The sequence below is a fragment of the Exiguobacterium sp. s63 genome (genome assembly GCF_018617335.1).
Taxonomy (GTDB): Bacteria; Bacillota; Bacilli; order Exiguobacteriales; family Exiguobacteriaceae; genus Exiguobacterium.
Genome location: NZ_JACSKB010000001.1, coordinates 957,724 through 975,352, shown reverse-complemented (window position 1 = coordinate 975,352; position 17,629 = coordinate 957,724). Strand labels below are relative to the sequence as shown.

At 52.7% G+C, this 17,629-nt stretch carries 13 protein-coding genes; 11 read left to right on the top strand and 2 right to left on the bottom strand.

Going from position 1 to position 17,629, the window contains the following annotated elements; genetic code table 11:
* Nucleotides 1–184: 184 nt before the first annotated feature.
* From KNO90_RS04850 to KNO90_RS04800, 11 genes are all read left to right on the top strand, one after another.
* Nucleotides 185–1,336, top strand: coding sequence for an ROK family transcriptional regulator (locus KNO90_RS04850; protein ID WP_214742003.1), 1,152 nt, complete (start codon nucleotides 185–187; stop codon nucleotides 1,334–1,336).
* Nucleotides 1,337–1,502: 166 nt separating this feature from the next.
* Nucleotides 1,503–1,949 (top strand): hypothetical protein, encoded by a 447-nt coding sequence (locus KNO90_RS04845; RefSeq protein ID WP_214742002.1) that lies wholly within the window; start codon nucleotides 1,503–1,505, stop codon nucleotides 1,947–1,949.
* Between the two features lie 24 nt (nucleotides 1,950–1,973).
* Nucleotides 1,974–3,275, top strand: coding sequence for an ABC transporter substrate-binding protein (locus tag KNO90_RS04840; RefSeq protein WP_251127323.1), 1,302 nt, complete (start codon nucleotides 1,974–1,976; stop codon nucleotides 3,273–3,275).
* A 67-nt stretch (nucleotides 3,276–3,342) separates the two neighbouring features.
* Complete coding sequence (locus KNO90_RS04835) at nucleotides 3,343–4,296, top strand: carbohydrate ABC transporter permease (RefSeq protein WP_214742000.1); 954 nt, start codon at nucleotides 3,343–3,345, stop codon at nucleotides 4,294–4,296.
* Nucleotides 4,297–4,308: 12 nt separating this feature from the next.
* On the top strand, nucleotides 4,309–5,094 hold the full coding sequence (locus KNO90_RS04830; protein WP_214741999.1) for a carbohydrate ABC transporter permease: 786 nt from the start codon (nucleotides 4,309–4,311) through the stop codon (nucleotides 5,092–5,094).
* Nucleotides 5,095–5,112: 18 nt separating this feature from the next.
* On the top strand, nucleotides 5,113–7,101 hold the full coding sequence (locus KNO90_RS04825) for a beta-galactosidase (protein ID WP_215113130.1): 1,989 nt from the start codon (nucleotides 5,113–5,115) through the stop codon (nucleotides 7,099–7,101).
* Complete coding sequence (locus KNO90_RS04820) at nucleotides 7,098–9,164, top strand: alpha-galactosidase (protein ID WP_215113129.1); 2,067 nt, start codon at nucleotides 7,098–7,100, stop codon at nucleotides 9,162–9,164. Before KNO90_RS04825 ends, KNO90_RS04820 begins: the two co-directional genes overlap by 4 nt.
* Before the next feature lie 22 nt (nucleotides 9,165–9,186).
* Complete coding sequence (locus KNO90_RS04815; RefSeq protein ID WP_215113128.1) at nucleotides 9,187–10,371, top strand: galactokinase; 1,185 nt, start codon at nucleotides 9,187–9,189, stop codon at nucleotides 10,369–10,371.
* The gene (gene galE / locus KNO90_RS04810) at nucleotides 10,368–11,372 is read left to right on the top strand and encodes a UDP-glucose 4-epimerase GalE (RefSeq protein WP_215113127.1); all 1,005 of its coding nucleotides are present in this window, start codon (nucleotides 10,368–10,370) and stop codon (nucleotides 11,370–11,372) included. The genes KNO90_RS04815 and galE overlap by 4 nt, the downstream gene beginning before the upstream one ends.
* Entirely contained in the window at nucleotides 11,369–12,898 is a 1,530-nt protein-coding gene (locus KNO90_RS04805; protein ID WP_215113126.1) for a UDP-glucose--hexose-1-phosphate uridylyltransferase, read from the top strand. The genes galE and KNO90_RS04805 overlap by 4 nt, the downstream gene beginning before the upstream one ends.
* Nucleotides 12,899–12,912: 14 nt before the next feature.
* Nucleotides 12,913–13,875 (top strand): aldose epimerase family protein, encoded by a 963-nt coding sequence (locus tag KNO90_RS04800; protein WP_215113125.1) that lies wholly within the window; start codon nucleotides 12,913–12,915, stop codon nucleotides 13,873–13,875.
* A 55-nt stretch (nucleotides 13,876–13,930) separates the two neighbouring features.
* Here KNO90_RS04800 and KNO90_RS04795 read toward each other — a convergent pair whose 3' ends face one another.
* Together KNO90_RS04795 and KNO90_RS04790 are read right to left on the bottom strand one after the other, a co-directional pair.
* A complete protein-coding gene (locus KNO90_RS04795) occupies nucleotides 13,931–15,382 on the bottom strand; it encodes a 6-phospho-beta-glucosidase (protein ID WP_215113124.1) in 1,452 nt (483 codons plus the stop codon).
* 42 nt (nucleotides 15,383–15,424) lie between these two features.
* Nucleotides 15,425–17,326 carry a beta-glucoside-specific PTS transporter subunit IIABC gene (locus tag KNO90_RS04790; RefSeq protein ID WP_215113123.1) on the bottom strand — a complete coding sequence of 634 codons (1,902 nt, stop codon included), beginning with the start codon at nucleotides 17,324–17,326 and terminating at the stop codon, nucleotides 15,425–15,427.
* Nucleotides 17,327–17,629: the final 303 nt, after the last annotated feature.

Sequence of the window (17,629 nt, the reverse complement as noted above, 5' to 3'; positions counted from 1 at the left end):
GACAAAAATAGGAGAGAAGTTCTGACCTCTGAGCTTTTCAGAGCAAAGTGATTAAAGAAGTGGTGCGAACTTCACAATCATCTTCCCTTGATTATATATTTTGATGAAAAATGAAAGCGTGACAAATTCTGTATTGAACAAATGATATACTGAAGAAAAAATGACAGGAATAGGTGGAATGGTCATGGGGAACACAACACCACGCAACTCCAAATGGATGAGGTCCTATAATCGGGCGCTCATCCTTCGGCTCATCCGGCTCCATCAGCCGGTGTCCCGCGTTGAGCTCGCCAAGAAGACGAGTTTGACGAAGCCGACAATTTCAAACATCGTCAATGAGCTGAAAGAAGAAGGACTGATCAATGAACGGGAGCTCGGCGTCTCGAGTGGGGGACGACGACCGATCATGCTCGAACTCGCAGCGAGTGACCGTTTCGTCATCGGCATCGATGCGACGCAGCGAAAGTTACATGGGGTCGTCACGAACATCCATGGGGAACTGCTCGACGAGGCATGGCATGACGAACGATTCGATACGAACGAGGAGTTCATCGACGCTATCGTCGCGCTGTACATAACGTTGAACGACCGTACGAAAGGCGACGTCATTGGACTCGGTGTCTCTGTCCACGGGATGGTCGAGGCAGGTGACGGGGTCGTCTTGTTCGCACCGCGCTTTCACTTGCACGACATCCCATTGAAACGCGAACTTGAGAAGCGTCTCGGCCAGCACGTCTTCGTCGAGAATGACGTGCGGACGCTCGCCCTCGGCGAACTGTATTTTGGGGAAGCCATCGGCATCGAGGAGTTCTTTTATGTGTATGCCGGATACGGGATTGGGGGAGCGTATGTCCACGCAGGCGAGTTGATTGACGGAGAACACCATATCGCCGGTGAGATTGGCCATATGCGTATCATGCTCGATGGACCGATTTGTTCGTGCGGGAACCGTGGCTGTTTAGAGGCGGTCGCAGGTGAGCGAGCCATCTTGAATGAAGCTCGTCAACTCGCACATGACCTGACGCTCGACGACCTCCGTGATTCCGTAAGCTCGAATCAAGACGTCCAAAAGCTGTATGAACGGGCAGGCGAATATATCGGCATCGCCACGCTCAATATGATCCATCTGTTAAATCCGGGCCGTATTCTTCTCGGGGGACCACTCTTCAACTATGCGCCGGACGTCGTGACGAACATCCAGGAGCGTGTCGCTCAAACGGCACTTACTCTCGATGCCCGTCAGACCGATATCCGTGTCGTCCCATGGAACGTTGCCCAAGGCGCGCTCGGAGCAGCAGCACTCATCACGAACGAGATGTTCGGTGAAATTCAATGAAATCATAAGTCGTCTTTCTCTTATAGAAAGGCGATTTTCAATTTCTTGATAAGAAAGCGTTTACAACATAAAACAGAGCGTGCTATAGTCTATGTGTAGTTAGATAATAAATTTAATTTACTAAGTAAGGGGTGACACTCTCGACGACACGTTTGGAGGGGTAGCGATGCAAAAAGAGACACCATTGAAAGACCAGTTCCACGCGATCTTCGGTCGCTACGGGGCGACCCGATTGTTCGCACGACACGACTTCGCCTTCGACGAAATGGAAGCGTTCACAGGCGAGGAAACGAGCATGATTATCACGCGCTCTAGACGCGACGGCATCTTTCGTCTCTATGACGAGGAGACGCGTGACATCCGATTGTTCCGGGCATCAACGCTCTCTCGCGACGTGTCGTTCGACGACATGGACGGCTTGTTCGAACTGCTGCTCTGGCGATTGAAAGAACAAGACGCATTGCCGTTCGGGGCGGACCTTTACGTCGTCGGCCCATACATAGACGGACCGAAGCTCGATTTGGAACTGATCACGTACACGTTGACACGGCTCGGGGATCGCCCGATGCCAGACCATCTTATTCGGGAGTTATGCCATCATATCGTGGCGTGACAACACATTCAAAGGAGAATGAACATGAAAAAAACGACGATTGCACTCGCATCATCTGTCTTGATGCTCTCATCTTTACTCGCTGCCTGCGGTGACGACGAACAAGCGGCGGCGACAACAGAAGACGGTAAGCCGGTCATCACATGGTGGGGCTGGGCGCCGCAACCTGAAGTCGGGGAAGAAATGGCGAAGGCGTTCAACGAATCGCAAGACGACTATGTCGTCAAATTCAAGCGTCTCGAAGACTACGAGCAACAGCTTCAAGTCGCGATGCTCGGGGGAGACGGTCCGGACGTCATCGGCCTCAAAGAACCGATGATTCCGCAATACAAGGATCGCCTCGTACCAGCGAAAGATTATATGGACAAAGCGGCCGGCGAAGGCTGGAAAGACAAATTGATCGAGCTCGGTATCGAACAGACGACGGTCGACGGCGAACAGTACGCGGTACCGGTCGGCTTCACAGGACAGGCATACCTCATGTACAACAAGACGCTCCTCGACAAATACGGCGTGACACCGCCGAAGACTTATGACGAAACGGTCGCCGCAATCGACAAGATCAATGCGTCAGGCGACAAGGTCATCCCGATGCAACTCGGTGCGAAAGATGCATGGGTCGGCGTCGACGTCTTCAACGTCTTGAGCCACCAGGTCGCACCAGGCTACATTCAGGACGTACTCGCAGGTGACGCGAAGTGGACGGACAAAGAGATGGTCGAGACTGCTGAACTTTGGCAACAACTGTACGAAGACAAAGTGTTCCAAGAAGGGGCATTGGGTCTCGCGACATACATGGACGGCATGAACAACTTCTTCGACAAGAAAGCTGCGATGTGGATTATCGGTTCATGGGAAGCTCACTCGATGACGACGGTCGAGAAGCGTGACAAGTGGAACAACTTCGAAGACGAGATTGGCTTCGTCCCGATGCCGAACCTTGCAGGTGGTACAGAACAACCGGTCATCGCTTCAATCGACATGGCACTCGGAGTCAACAAAGAGTCGAAACAACAAGACGGTGCAGCTGCCTTCATCGCCTACATGACGCAAGGCGAAGGTCAAGCGCTTTACATGGAGAAGTTTGAGATGGCACCAGCCGTTAAAGACATCGAAGTGGCTTACGAAGACAAGTTCACGAACGACGTCGAGCGTCAGTCTTACGAAATCTTGAACGAGACAGTGAAGAACGCTGTCGCAGGACGCGGAATCCGCGACCCGAAAGTGTACGACGCACTCGGTAAAGAACTTCAAAACATCGCTGCCGGACAAGATGCGAAAGAAGCACTCGCACGCATTCAGGCGATTGCGGACCAAGGTAAATAATCGAACGAGCGCCAGTAGCCAGACTGACTGGCGCTCGATTTTTTCATTCAGAAAGTGAGGGAACCTTATGCAACAAGCAACCGATTTGAACAAGTCCAAGCCGAAGCTCGTGGCGATGCCGCCGAGCGCGCCGAACCCGATTCGAAAGAAGGAACGGATGAAGCAAAACTTGATCGGCTGGGCGTTCGTCGCCCCGACCGTTCTATTCGTCATCGCCTTCATCTATTACGGTATCTTCTATAATGCCTATCACTCGCTCTTCTCTTGGGACGGAATCTCGTTCGAGAAAGTGTATGTCGGATTTGAGAACTTCACACGGATGTTCCAAGATCCGGAATTTTATAACGCGCTCAAGAATACGGGCATCTTCACAATCTTGACGGTCACGATTCAGGCGGGTCTCGGGCTCGTATTGGCCTACTTGCTTCACACGAAAGGTGCAGGCAGGACGTTCTTCAAATCGGTTTTCTTCTTCCCTGTTGTCTTGAGTCCGGTCGTTCTCGGGGCGGCATTCACGCAAATTTTTGACTTCCAGTTCGGCTACATCAATGAATTCCTTCGCATGATCGGGCTCGGTGCCCTTGAGCAGAATTGGCTCGGCGACCAGGATGTCGCACTCTATGCCATTATCTTGATCAACATCTTCCAGTGGACGGGCTCGTCGATGATTATGTACTACATGGCGATGCTCGCGATTGAACGGGAAGTGTTCGAGGCGGCAAATATCGATGGGGCCGGCTTCTGGCGCACGCTATGGAGTGTCGTCTTCCCGAACTTGAAAGGGACGACGTTCACATTGACAATCCTCGGGGTCATCGGTGGTCTAAAGACGTTTGATATCGTTTGGATTTCGACGCAAGGTGGACCGGGTAACTCGACAGAGGTCATCTCGACGTACCTGTTCCGGAAATCGATGCTACATCAAGAGGTCGGTTATGCCAGTGCCGTCGCCATCATCTTGCTTGCAATCGCACTCGGTATCACGTACTTCCAGATGCGTGTACAGAAGAAAATGGACTAAGGGGGAGTAGCTATGGAACTGCAAACGAAAAAAGGAAGATGGTTCACCAATATCGGTCTGTCACTCATGGCAATCCTTTGGTTGTTCCCAATCTTCGTCATGTTCAAAGAAAGCTTACGTGTCAATGGCTTTGAAAACTATATCGCGACGTTACAAAACCCGAACTTCCCACAGTTCGTCCTGAACAGCTTCATCGTCGCCTTCTTTATGATTCTCATTTCAATCTCACTTCTCGCCTTTGCAGCGTTTGGCTTCTCGAAACTTCAGTTCGCAGGGAAGCGCCTGTTGTTCAATCTCGTCTTGGCAGGGTTAATGCTACCGGTCGCCTCGCTCATCGTACCGCTCTTCTTCACATTGCGAACGCTTGACGGGCTCAATAGCTACTGGGGATTGATTGGAGCTGAGATTGCTTTCTTCCTTCCGTTCGGACTCATGTTGATTAAAAGTTACTTTGACGAGCTACCGAACGAACTGATGGAAGCGGCGCATATCGACGGGGCGTCGACGTTCCAAATCTTCTATAAAGTCATGATGCCGCTCGCCAAACCAGCGCTTGCGACGGCGACGATCTATGCGTTCCTCAACTCGTGGAACGAGTACTTGATGGTCCTCACGTTCATGACGGACCCGGCCAAGCAGACGGTGACGATGGCACCGACCTTCTTCACGGAAGCGCTCGGCGGGGACCCTGGTAAACTGTACGCCTCGCTCGTCTTGATCAGCTTGCCGACGATGGTGTTTTATATCTTCTTCCAACGCTTCTTACAAAAAGGGATGACTTCGGGAGCGGTCAAATAATCGATTGAGGTGAACAGTATGTATTTAGGAGTAGATTACTATCCAGAACAGACGGACCGTGCGCTTTGGGACGAGGACGTTCGCTTGATGAAAGAGCTCGGGGTCAACGTCATCCGTATGGCCGAATTCGCCTGGACGATGATGGAACCGGCAGATGGTGAGTTCGACTTCTCGTTTTGGGATGAGGTCGTCGACACGTTCGGCGAACACTTTGATATCGTCCTCGGCACGCCAACGGCGACACCGCCTGCCTGGCTCATCGAGAAATATCCGGACATCCTTCCGGTGACGAAAGACGGTGTTCGCATCAGTTTCGGTGCCCGTCGTCATTATACGGTCAACAGCCCCGTCTATCGCGAGTACTGTGAACGCATCACCCGCAAGATGGCAGAACGGTACGGACGACATCCACGCGTGATTGGCTGGCAGACGGACAACGAGTATGGACATGAACAGTCGGACCGCTCGTACGGCGATGTCGATCAAGTAGCGTTCCAGAAATGGCTGAAAGAACGTTACGAGACACTCGATGCGCTCAACACGGCTTGGGGGACCGTCTTCTGGAGCCATACATATACGTCATGGACACAGATTCCGGTCCCTCGCACCGTGTTCCAAGAACATAACCCGTCGCTTCTCGTCGATTTTGACCGCTTCTGTTCAGACGCATACCGCTCGTTCAATAAGCTACAAGTCGACACGCTCCGTCCGCTCATCCACGAGGACGCGTTCATCACGCATAACTTGGTGTATAGCGAGATGGCGATCAATCAGCAACAAATGGCCCAAGACCTCGACTACGTCTCGTTCGACAACTACCCGGTCTGGGGCGGGTTGCCGGAACCGAATCGTTTCGAGAAGACGGCGCACGACCATGACCTGTGCCGCTCGTCGAAACAAGGAAAAGGCTTCTGGGTGATGGAGCAACTGAGTGGGGCACAAGGATGGAGCCGTATCGGCTACTTGCCACGACCAGGACACATCCGTCTTTGGACACATCAAGCCGTCGCCCGTGGCGCCGAGGCGATCGTCTATTTCCGATTCCGTGCCGCTGACTTCGGTACAGAAGAGTTCTGTCACGGCATCATTGACCATGACGGAAAGCCGAAACGGAAGTTCGAGGAAGTGAAGCACGTCATGTCGGAGCTTCACGCGCATGGAGATATGATCAATGCGGCTGCATACAAGTCGGACGTCGCCGTCTATTTCGACCAAGAAAACTTATGGGCGTGGACGCACCAGCCGCACTCGGACGCGTTCAATTTCAAACAAGAGTTCGTCCGCTTCTATGGTGCAGCCGTCCGTCAAGGGGTCAATACGGATATCGTCTTCCCAGGAGATGCGCTCGATTCGTATAAACTCGTCATCGTCCCACTCTATTTCCTCGGGAATGATGTGTTCGACGAGACGCTCATCGACTATATCGAAAACGGTGGGAACGTCATCTTCACGTACCGCACTGGAGTGAAAGACCCGATCAACCGTTGCCACAATTTGACGCTCCCTGGTAAGTTCGCTGAATATGCCGGGATCGAGATTGACGAGTATGAGAGTTTACAAGCCGTCCAGTCGAATGAGGTCCGCCTCGGCGACCAAGTGTCTGAGGCGAACATTTGGTGCGACTTAATCACGCCAAAAGGTGCCGAAGTACTCGCGACTTACGGGCAGGCGTTCTATAAAGGAACAGCGGCCATCACTCGTCACACGTATAAAGGCGACGTGACGTATATTGGCTCATCGGTCGACGATGCGATGCTCGACACGGTCTATCACGAGGCGCTCACACGTGCCGGGATTGACGCGAACCGACTTCCGGACGATGTCGAGAAAGTCGATCGCCATGGGGACGGGCAGTTGATTCGTTTCTATTTGAACCATTCGACCGAGGTCACGTCATCCGTCGAACTTGACGGCACGTGGCAGACGCTCGAAGGGGGGACGGTGACGGGCGCGCTCGAACTCGAACCGCTCGCAGTCGTCCTACTCAAACGGGAGGTGAAGGAATGATCGTTCGTCACGACAATCGGTTCGCCCTCATCGGGACGAATCTCACGTACGTATTTGATGTCGATGCACGCGGTCGTCTCGTCCATCAATATCTCGGTGGACGCCTACATGAATCGGATATCAAAGAACTACCGGACACGCGCGTGTTGCACTCGTCGTTCGAGACACCGGAAGGGGTGTCGGCTTACGAGTTCACCTCGTTCGGCGACCTCGTCTATACGGAACCGACATTGAAGAGCCATACCGAGACGGAACGGTTGCATGCGTTTGTATTCAGTGGTGCACGGATTGAAGAAGAGACACTCGAAATCGATTTGTTCGACTCGATTCAGTCCCTTCACGTGACGCTTCAGTTCACGCTTTATCCGGCGTACGACATCATCGCCCGCCGCATGACTGTCAAAGCAGGTGAGATGGTCACGCTCGAGAGCGCGCAGTCGTTCAGCCTCGGACTCATCGAACGTGACATGCGACTCCGTCATTTCAGCGGGGCGTGGACGAGCGAGTTCCAGCTTCAAGAAGGACCACTCCTTCCGGGCAAGAAGACGATTGAGAGCCGTCGCGGGTTGACGAGCCATCAAAACAATCCGTGGTTCGCACTCGACAGTAATGCGACGGAGACAGATGGGGAAGTTGTCTACGGATTCCTCGGACATTCCGGTAACTGGGCAATCCATTTTGAGAAAGACCAGTTTGGCTTTACGCAAGTGACGGGCGGAATCAACTCGTTCGACTTCGCGAGAACGCTTCAAGCGGGGGAATCGTTCACAACGCCACCCGGCTATATCGGCTATACGCAACGTGGATTCGGGGGCATGAGTCAGAATGCACACGACTTCGAGCGCGACGTCATCATGCCGGAAGCGACGCGTGACGTGTTGCGCCCGGTCCTCTATAACTCGTGGGAAGCGACCTATTTTGATGTCAGCGAGGACGGACAGAAACGTCTTGTCGACGAGGCGGCCGCTATCGGCTGTGAGTTGTTCGTCGTCGATGACGGCTGGTTCGGTGAGCGCCATTCGGACGCGGCTGGACTCGGGGATTGGCACGTCAACGAGACGAAGTTCCCGAACGGGCTCGACCCGCTCGTCCGCTACGTCGAGGAAAAAGGTCTCCAGTTCGGGCTATGGGTCGAACCGGAGATGGTTAATCCGGATTCAGACCTGTACAGGGCTCATCCGGAGTGGATTTACCATACGAACGAACGTCCGTCGACGACATCAAGGAATCAATTCGTCTTGAACCTCGCCCTGCCTGAGGTCGAGACGCACGTGACGTCTTGGCTCGACGAGTTGCTCGGACGACACGACATCCGCTACATCAAATGGGACATGAACCGTGCCTTCTCAGAACCGGACAGTCCTCATTTGACGGATGCGAAAGAATTATGGCTTCGTCACGCGGAAGCCGTGTATCGCATCCTCGACACATTACGAGAAAGACATCCGAATGTCGCGTTCGAGTCGTGCGCCGGTGGCGGTGGGCGGATCGACCTCGGAGTCCTCTCGCGCGTCGAACAGGTTTGGACGAGCGATAACACGGACGCACTCGACCGTCTCACCATCCAGGAAGGTTTCTCATACGCTTATAACGCGAAGATGATGAGCTGTTGGGTGACAGACGCGCCGAACTGGTTGAATAATCGTTCGATGCCACTCGGATATCGGTTCGTCAGTGCCATGCAAGGGACGCTCGGCATCGGTGGCAACCTGCTCGAATGGACGAAAGAAGAATTGGCAGAAGCGAAAGAATGGATTGCGACGTATAAGACGATACGGCCGCTCGTACAGCACGGGACGAGCCATCGTCTCGCCTCGCTCAAACGGGACGGCTTCCACGCTGTCGGCTATACGGACGGAGAAGACTACGTCATCCTCGTCAACGCCGACCGACGCCAATACGGGAAGAACCGCTTACGTGTGAAGCTGCGCGGACTCGACCCTGAACGGAAGTACGAACTAGAAGGGCGCCGCGTGAGCGGACGCTATTTGATGGAACAAGGCATAAACCTCACACAACAAACAGACTATGACGCGTATTGCCTGGTCATCCACCCGGCATGAGCGATGGAAGGGATGAAGCCGTATGCTTTCATTTGATATGGGACAGCTGAAACAACAATTCGAGGAGGTGTTTGCCGCATCAACGGACCGGGCGTTCTTCGCACCGGGTCGCATCAATTTGATCGGCGAGCACACCGACTATAACGGAGGGCATGTCTTCCCATGTGCGATCACGTTCGGGACGTATGGACTCGTGAAGAAGCGGGAGGACGATTTGATTCGTGTCTATTCACGCAACTTTGAGGACGTCGGCATCGTGTCGTTCCCTGTGACGGACGAAACGTATGAGGCGAGCCACGACTGGGCGAACTACGTGAAAGGTGTCGTCACGCTCCTTCGACAAGACGGGCACGACATCCGCGGGTTCGACTTCCTCCTTGCGGGCAATATCCCGAACGGGGCAGGTCTCTCATCATCGGCCTCCCTCGAACTCGTGACGGCGTTCATGTTGAATGAAGTGTACGGTCTCGGTCTCGAACGGATTGACCTCGTCCGACTCGGACAGAAGGTCGAGAATACATTCATCGGCGTCAACAGCGGCATCATGGACCAGTTCGCCATCGGGATGGGCAAAGCCGGACATGCGATGCTCCTCGATTGTGAGACGCTTCATCATGATTACGCACCGATCTTACTCGACGGGTACGATATTGTCATCATGAACACGAACAAACGTCGGGAGCTCGCCGACTCGAAATATAACGAACGTCGACGCGAGTGCGATACGGCGCTCGGATTGATTCAGCCAAAAGTTGAAGTGGAATCACTAGGACAGCTATCCTTGAAGATTTTCGAACAAGTCGCGCTCGACTTGCCGGAGACGCTCCGTAAACGGGCGCGCCACGCCGTCTCGGAGAATGAACGGACGAAACTTGCATATACCGCTTTACAAGAAGGACGACTCGAGGCGTTCGGTGAGTTGATGAATGCGTCACATGCGTCGCTTCGAGATGATTATGAAGTGACGGGGCTTGAGCTCGATACGCTCGTCGCGGCCGCGCAAGGGTGTGAAGGTGTCATCGGTGCACGCATGACGGGGGCTGGATTTGGTGGCTGTGCCATCGCCATCGTCCGACAAACGGATACGAGCGCGATGATCGAACAGACATCTGCGAAATATGAAGAGACAATCGGTTACGCGTCGACGTGTTACGTCGCCTCGGTCGGGGACGGCGTTCGAGAACTTGTAGAGGAGGAAGTGAAATGAGTGTACTTGTCGTCGGCGGTGCCGGCTATATCGGATCGCATGCCGTCCGTGCCTTATTGAAAGACGGCGAGGACGTCGTCATCCTCGATAATCTTCAGACGGGACACGTCGAATCGATTCCACAAGATGTCCGTTTTTATGAAGGGGATTTACGTGACCGCACGTTCGTGAAAGAGGTGTTCGCGAAAGAAGCAATCACGGACGTTCTCCATTTCGCGGCGAATTCACTCGTCGGTGAATCGATGACGGACCCGCTCGCTTACTATGACAACAACGTCTTCGGGACACAGGTGCTCCTCGAGACGATGCGGGACGCCGGGGTGAAGCGGATCGTCTTCTCCTCGACGGCCGCGACATACGGCGACCAGACCCGCATGCCGATTGATGAGACGGCGCTGACGATTCCGACGAACACGTACGGGGCGACGAAACTCGCGATGGAATCGATGATTCGTTGGTGTGACCAGGCGCACGACATCCGTTCGGTCGCGCTCCGCTACTTCAACGTCGCTGGCGCGATTGCAACCGGTGAAATCGGAGAAGACCACGACCCAGAGACACACCTCATCCCAATCGTCCTTCAAGTGGCGAACGGGCAGCGCGACGCCATCACCGTCTTCGGTGATGACTATGCGACAGAAGACGGCACGTGTATCCGTGACTACATTCACGTCCAAGACCTCGTCGATGCGCATCTTCTGGCACTCCGTTATTTATGGGAAGGAGGCGCGAGCGACGTCTTCAACCTTGGGACGGAAAACGGGCTATCGGTGCTCGAAATTATTGAAGCGGCACGACGCGTGACGGGTCATAACATCCCGGTCCGACTCGGGGAACGCCGCTCCGGTGACCCGGCCAAGTTGATCGCCTCGTCCGATAAGGCAAGACGCATCCTCGGCTGGACACCGACCCGCTCAAATGTCGAGACAATTTTGACGGACGCGTGGAACTGGCATGCGACCCATCCGTTCGGTTATCAGGCGAAAGAGGTGAGACGATGATCGATGTGACAATCGAGGCACTCGTTGAGGCGGCGATTCGTGCAGAGTTGATTGAAGAACAGGATCGAATCTATTCGCGAAACCGTCTCCTCGCCACGCTTCATAAACTAGATATGGATGTCCCGACTTCAGTGCCGTCGATGGCAATCCCGGACGCATTAGAGGAGTTGGTCGCGTATGCGATCGAAGAAGAGTTGGTTGAACCAATCCTTGAAGAAAAAGACCGCTTCATGGCCGAAGTGATGAACGTCTTCGTCTCGAAACCTTCTGAGGTGACACGTCGCTTCAATGAACTTCGTGCGACGAACGTGACGTCTGCGACTGACTATTTCTATCGCATGAGCCAGGCGTCGAACTATATCCAGACACGTCGGATTGCGAACAACATAACGTATCAAGCACCGACTCGCTACGGAACGCTCGACATCACGATCAACTTGTCAAAACCGGAGAAAGATCCGCGTGAGATTGCGCGAGCACGCCTACAACCGACCCCGACGTCTAATTATCCGAAAGGGTTACTGGCGATCGAGAACGAAGGCTACGGCGGGCACTTGAAACATCCGGCGCGTGCGAACCACCGTGTCATCCCGCTCACGCTCGGTGGACAGCCGTGGTCATTCCAATATTCGCCGTACTTGTACTACAACGAGCACTCGATCTTGCTGTCGAACGAAGTACGGGACATGGTCATCGACCGGGGTGCATTCGAGCGTCTGCTCGACTTCATCACACAGTTCCCGCACTATTTCGCCGGATCGAACGCGGACTTGCCGATTGTTGGAGGTTCGATTTTGACGCACGACCATTACCAGGCCGGCCGCTACCGGTTTGCAATGGACGATGCGCGTGTCGTCTCGACGTATCACTCGGAGCGCTATGACCAAGTTGAGATTGAGACGCTTTACTGGCCACTCTCGGTCGTCCGTCTCCGTTCCCGTCAAAAAGAGCAACTCGTCATGTTGGCGAACCAGTTGCTCAGCTATTGGCGTGACTATGAGGACGAATCGAGTGAGGTCATCCCTTATACGGACGGCGTCCCGCATAACACGGTCACTCCGATTGCAAGACGACGGGATGGTCAGTATGAACTTGACCTCGTTCTTCGGAACAATCGGGTGAGCGACGCACATCCAGACGGGATCTTCCACCCGCATGCTGATGTGCATCACATCAAGCGGGAGAATATCGGTTTGATCGAAGTGATGGGACTCGCTGTCTTACCGGCGCGCCTGAAGACGGAACTCGAGCAAGTCGTCCGCTATGTGGCCGGTGAGAATGTCGAAGTTGAAGCGATGCATCAGGAATGGGCCGATGCGTTACGGAAGAAGGCAGGCGACCCGAAAACGATTGTCGATCAGGCGGTCGTCGACAAATTTGTGAAAGGACTCGAAGACGCCGGTGTCTTCAAACAGACCGAAATGGGGCAGGAACGGTTTGGTGTGTTCGTCCGTTCGCTCCTGGGTCATGTCGATAAAGTGGAGTACGGAACACCAAGGTCGGGAATGAGAGAGAAAACGAACTAAAGGTGGTTGTACGAGTGAAACAAGCGACGATTCAAAACACCAACGGCATGCGACTATCCGCCATCGACTATGGCTGTGCGATGACGGAACTGACGGCCCCGGACCGGAACGGCAAGCTCGACTCGGTCATCTTAAAATATGGGGACGTCTCTCAGTACTTAGAAAACCCGGTCTATCTCGGATCAGTCGTCGGACGGATCGCCGGACGAATTCGCAACGCAGAGATTGATGGTGTCGCCTTGACCCCAAGCGAGGCGCCCCATCATATCCACGGAGGCGACAAAGGCATCACAGCCCGTTACTGGGAGATGGATGCCGACGAACAGTGCATCCAGTTCACGTATCTCAGTCCAGACGGGGAAGAAGGATATCCTGGAAACGTCTTCTTCAAAGTGTTATATGAACTGACAGATGACAATGAACTCATCATCACGATGACGGCGGAGACGGACCAACTGACGTGGGTCAACTTGAACCATCACAACTATTTTAATCTCGGGGGACGCCCGACCATCCATGACCATGAGCTGACGCTACCAGCGGATTCGGTCGGGGTGCTCGATGCAGATTCACTACCGACAGGAGAGTTGCATGATGTGAGCGGGACACCGTTTGATTTCCGAGAGGGTAAAGCGGTCCGAGAGGCGCTCGAGTCAGGAGACGAAGCGATTAAAAAAGCCGGTGGACTCGATCATCCGTTCATTTTGAAGGACGGGGAGACGAGGCTACATGACCCGGTGAGCGGGCGGACGATGACGGTCGAGACGAATCAACCCGTCATGGTCGTCTATACGGGCAACTTCCTCAGTGAAGAGACACCGGTGACGCTCAATGGTCGACAAAAATATAGCGCGATTTGTCTCGAGGCACAGGCGTACCCGGACGCTCCGAATCATCCGGACATCGCGACCTCGATCGAACTGAAACCAGGTGAGTTGTATCACTCGCGGACGGTGTATCGGTTTGGGGTGAAATAAATGTACACAAAAGCAGGAATCCGAATGAAATCGGATTCCTGCTTTTTCATCAAGATCAAGTGGTTTGAACAGGAGACGAGACATCGGCCCCATTCGTCGCAATGACTTGCTTATACCAATCAAAGCTCTTTTTCTTCGAACGGGTGAGCGCCCCGTTCCCTTCGTTATCCTTATCGACATAGATGAAGCCATAGCGTTTCTTCATCTCGCCGGTCGATGCACTCACCAAGTCAATCGGACCCCAGCTCGTGTAACCGATGATGTCGACACCGTCCTTGATGGCCTCGTGCATCTGTTCGATATGCTTTGACATATAGTCGATGCGATAATCGTCCTCAACGTATCCATTCGCATCCGGTGTGTCGACCGCGCCGAGTCCGTTCTCGACAACGAACAATGGTTTTTGGTAGCGGTCGTACAATTGGTTCGCCGTGATTCGGAAACCGGTTGGGTCGATCGTCCAGCCCCATTCCGACTTCTCGAGGAACGGGTTCTCAAGTGAACTGAAAATATTCCCTTCGGTCGATGCGTTAATCTCTGGGTCTGTGCTCGTCGTCCGGCTCGCGTAATAGCTGAAGCCGATGTAATCGACCGTGTGCTCTTTCAACAGCTCGAGATCACCGTCTTCCATTTGAAGTGTGATCCCGTGTTCTTCGAGATAGCGTTTCGCATATCCTGGGTATTCGCCGCGCGATTGAACGTCGATGAAGAAAAACGATTCACGGTCCTTATCCATCGCATCTAACACATCATTCGGGTTACACGAATACGCATACGTTTGACCGGCAGCCAGCATACACCCCACCTGTAAATTAGGGTTGATGGCGTGAGCTGCCTTGACGGCTTTTGCACTTGCGACGAGCTGATGATGGGCCGCTTGGTATTTCACTTGTTGCTTGTCTTCTCCAGTCTCGAATACGATTCCCGCACCGATAAATGGTAAGTGTAACAACATATTGATCTCATTGAACGTCATCCAATATTTTACCTTACCGTTGTATCGAGTGAAGAGAGTCGTCGCGTATGTTTCGAAGAAATCGACGACGCGGCGATTGCGCCAACTTCCATAGTTTTTGATGAGACTGACGGGTACATCGAAGTGAGCAATCGTCACGACAGGTTCAATCCCGTGCTTCAATAATTCATCGAAGACATCATCGTAGAACTGCAATCCTTCCTCGTTCGGTTCTGCATCATCTCCGTTCGGGAAAATCCGTGACCACGCGATGGAGAGACGAAGGGCCTTGAATCCCATCTCGGCGAATAACGCGATATCTTCTTTATAACGATGATAAAAATCAATCGCTTCGTGCGAAGGATAGAACTCACCGGGCACCGGCTCTAAAGAGGGTAGCTCTCCGAACATGACGTCAAAGCGTTTCTTGCCCGTCGGTAACAAATCGACGGTCGTCAGTCCTTTACCGCCTTCTACATAAGCACCTTCCGCTTGGTTTGCGGCAATCGCGCCGCCCCATAAAAATCCTTTTGGAAAACTCATCAAATCCATCCTTTCTATAATAGGGGAGGAAGCTTCCTCCCATTTGATTGATTAAATGATGAAAATCGGATCGCCCGTCTGGACATGTGATGCATGATTTGGTGAAAGAGCTTTTCGGTTCGTGACAATCACTGGTGTTGTCAATGCACGACCAGATTGTTCGATTGCCTCGATATCGAATTCAATCAACAATTGCCCTTTTTCGACAAATTCACCTTGTGTGACGTGTGCTTTGAAATGCTTGCCTTCTAATTGAACGGTATCCATACCGATGTGGATGAGAATTTCAGCCCCTGACTCCGTCGTGATGCCGATGGCGTGATGGGTCGGGAAGAGAGCGGACACCGTACCGGAAACCGGGGCGATGAGTTTTCCTTCCGTCGGTTCGATGGCAACCCCTTGACCGAGTGAACCAGATGAGAAGGCGACATCCGAGATATCTTTCAAACGAACGACGGTTCCTTTGAGCGGGCTAACGACTTGTTCCTGACCGACAGTTGTCGCAGATACTTCTTTGGCGACCGGTGTGACATCAGGTTGTGGTGTGGAAGCGACTGCTTTATTGACGCCGCCGAAGAGGTAAGTCAAGACAAATCCGACTACGAAGGCGACAGCTGTCCCAATCAATGACCCATAGAAACCGGTTGTGATGCCTTCCGGTGAGATGTTTGATGGGTAACCGAAGACCCCGAGACCCCCGATGATATACACTTGTGTCCCCATGATTCCCATGATTCCACCACCGACCGCACCACCGATACAGCTCATGATGAACGGTTTCTTGAGCGGAAGTGTCACCCCATAGATGGCGGGTTCCGTGACTCCGAAGATTCCTGAGATAAAGGCTGGGATACTAAGTGTTTTGATCTTCTGATTTTTGATTCTTAAAAAAACAGCAAGTACGGCACCGATTTGAGCGAACGATGCTGCAAAGACGAGTGCGAGTACTGGGTCAGCTCCTAGTGACGTCAAGTTGTTGATGGCAACCGGAACGAGGCCCCAATGAAGACCGAAGATGACAAACACTTGCCAAAACCCACCGAGGAATAAGCCGGCGACGAGTGGACTCAAGTTATATACGGCGACCGTTGCGCTACCGAGTAGCATTCCTGCCCAAGTCGCGATTGGTCCAATCAGGATGAATGTGAGTGGTACGACAATGAGCAATGTAAGAAGTGGGACGATGAACATTTTGACAACGTCCGGAATGACGGTTTTTAAGAAGTTTTCAAGTTTCGCTGCAAAGAAAGCGGCGATGATAATCGGAATAACGGAAGTCGAGTACGTCATCAAGATGACGGGGACGCCGAGGAACGTGATATGAATCGGCGACTCGAACATGGTTCCAGCGAAGACCGTATAGAGAGGGTCTCCAGCCGTGAGCGTCGATAAGGTCGGGTAGACGAGTGACGCTCCAATGGCCATTCCGATAAACGGACTTCCGCCGAACTTCTTAATGGCCGTATAGCCAAGGAAAATCGGGAAGAAATAAAACAGCGAATCTCCGATGGCATTTAACAATTGATACGTACCGGATGTATTATCGAGCCAACCGAGTGCGACGAACAGGGCATTGAACCCTTTGATCATCCCGGTCGCTGCTAATACACCGAGCACAGGAGTGAAGATGCTAGAGATGATATCGATGAAACGGCTGAACAACGATCCCTTTGGAGCGTTTTCGTCTTCAATCGGTGATTGTTGTTGGAATCTACCGACTTCGACGACTGCCTTATAGACTTCCGGTACATGATTGCCGATGACCACTTGATATTGGCCACCACTCTTCATGACGGTGACGACCCCGTCCATGTTTTTGATTGTTTCAGTATCTGCTTTTTGTTCATCTTTTAATTTGAAACGCAAACGGGTGATACAGTGGACGACGCTATTGACGTTCTCTTTCCCGCCAACATGTTGAATAATATCGCGTGCGAGCTGTTCATATTTCATGTCCGTTCCCTTCCTTTTCCATAATTTTGGTTTGCGTCAAATAAAAAACCTGACCCGGGTCAAATGAAGAACGTGAAATCACGTCATTCATCCGACTCGAGCCAGGTTATGCCCACTAAAGGTAACATTCCTGCGCAGGATACCGTTCAGTTGTTATTTGATACTTGAAATGTAGCATGGGTGAAATTGAAATGTCAACGCTTACATTTTTTTATTTTTAAAGAATTATCAACAAAGTTGTGACATGTGATAAAAAAGGATTACGAGACAATAAATCCATTATTATACATATTTAATAATCTG

Bases quoted from the DNA above. Each gene is read 5' to 3' on its own strand.
- KNO90_RS04850 (WP_214742003.1), top strand. From the start codon at position 185: ATGGGGAACACAACACCACGCAACTCCAAATGGATGAGGTCCTATAAT.
- KNO90_RS04845 (WP_214742002.1), top strand. From the start codon at position 1,503: ATGCAAAAAGAGACACCATTGAAAGACCAGTTCCACGCGATCTTCGGT.
- KNO90_RS04840 (WP_251127323.1), top strand. From the start codon at position 1,974: ATGAAAAAAACGACGATTGCACTCGCATCATCTGTCTTGATGCTCTCA.
- KNO90_RS04835 (WP_214742000.1), top strand. From the start codon at position 3,343: ATGCAACAAGCAACCGATTTGAACAAGTCCAAGCCGAAGCTCGTGGCG.
- KNO90_RS04830 (WP_214741999.1), top strand. From the start codon at position 4,309: ATGGAACTGCAAACGAAAAAAGGAAGATGGTTCACCAATATCGGTCTG.
- KNO90_RS04825 (WP_215113130.1), top strand. From the start codon at position 5,113: ATGTATTTAGGAGTAGATTACTATCCAGAACAGACGGACCGTGCGCTT.
- KNO90_RS04820 (WP_215113129.1), top strand. From the start codon at position 7,098: ATGATCGTTCGTCACGACAATCGGTTCGCCCTCATCGGGACGAATCTC.
- KNO90_RS04815 (WP_215113128.1), top strand. From the start codon at position 9,187: ATGCTTTCATTTGATATGGGACAGCTGAAACAACAATTCGAGGAGGTG.
- galE (WP_215113127.1), top strand. From the start codon at position 10,368: ATGAGTGTACTTGTCGTCGGCGGTGCCGGCTATATCGGATCGCATGCC.
- KNO90_RS04805 (WP_215113126.1), top strand. From the start codon at position 11,369: ATGATCGATGTGACAATCGAGGCACTCGTTGAGGCGGCGATTCGTGCA.
- KNO90_RS04795 (WP_215113124.1), bottom strand. From the start codon at position 15,382: ATGGATTTGATGAGTTTTCCAAAAGGATTTTTATGGGGCGGCGCGATT.
- KNO90_RS04790 (WP_215113123.1), bottom strand. From the start codon at position 17,326: ATGAAATATGAACAGCTCGCACGCGATATTATTCAACATGTTGGCGGG.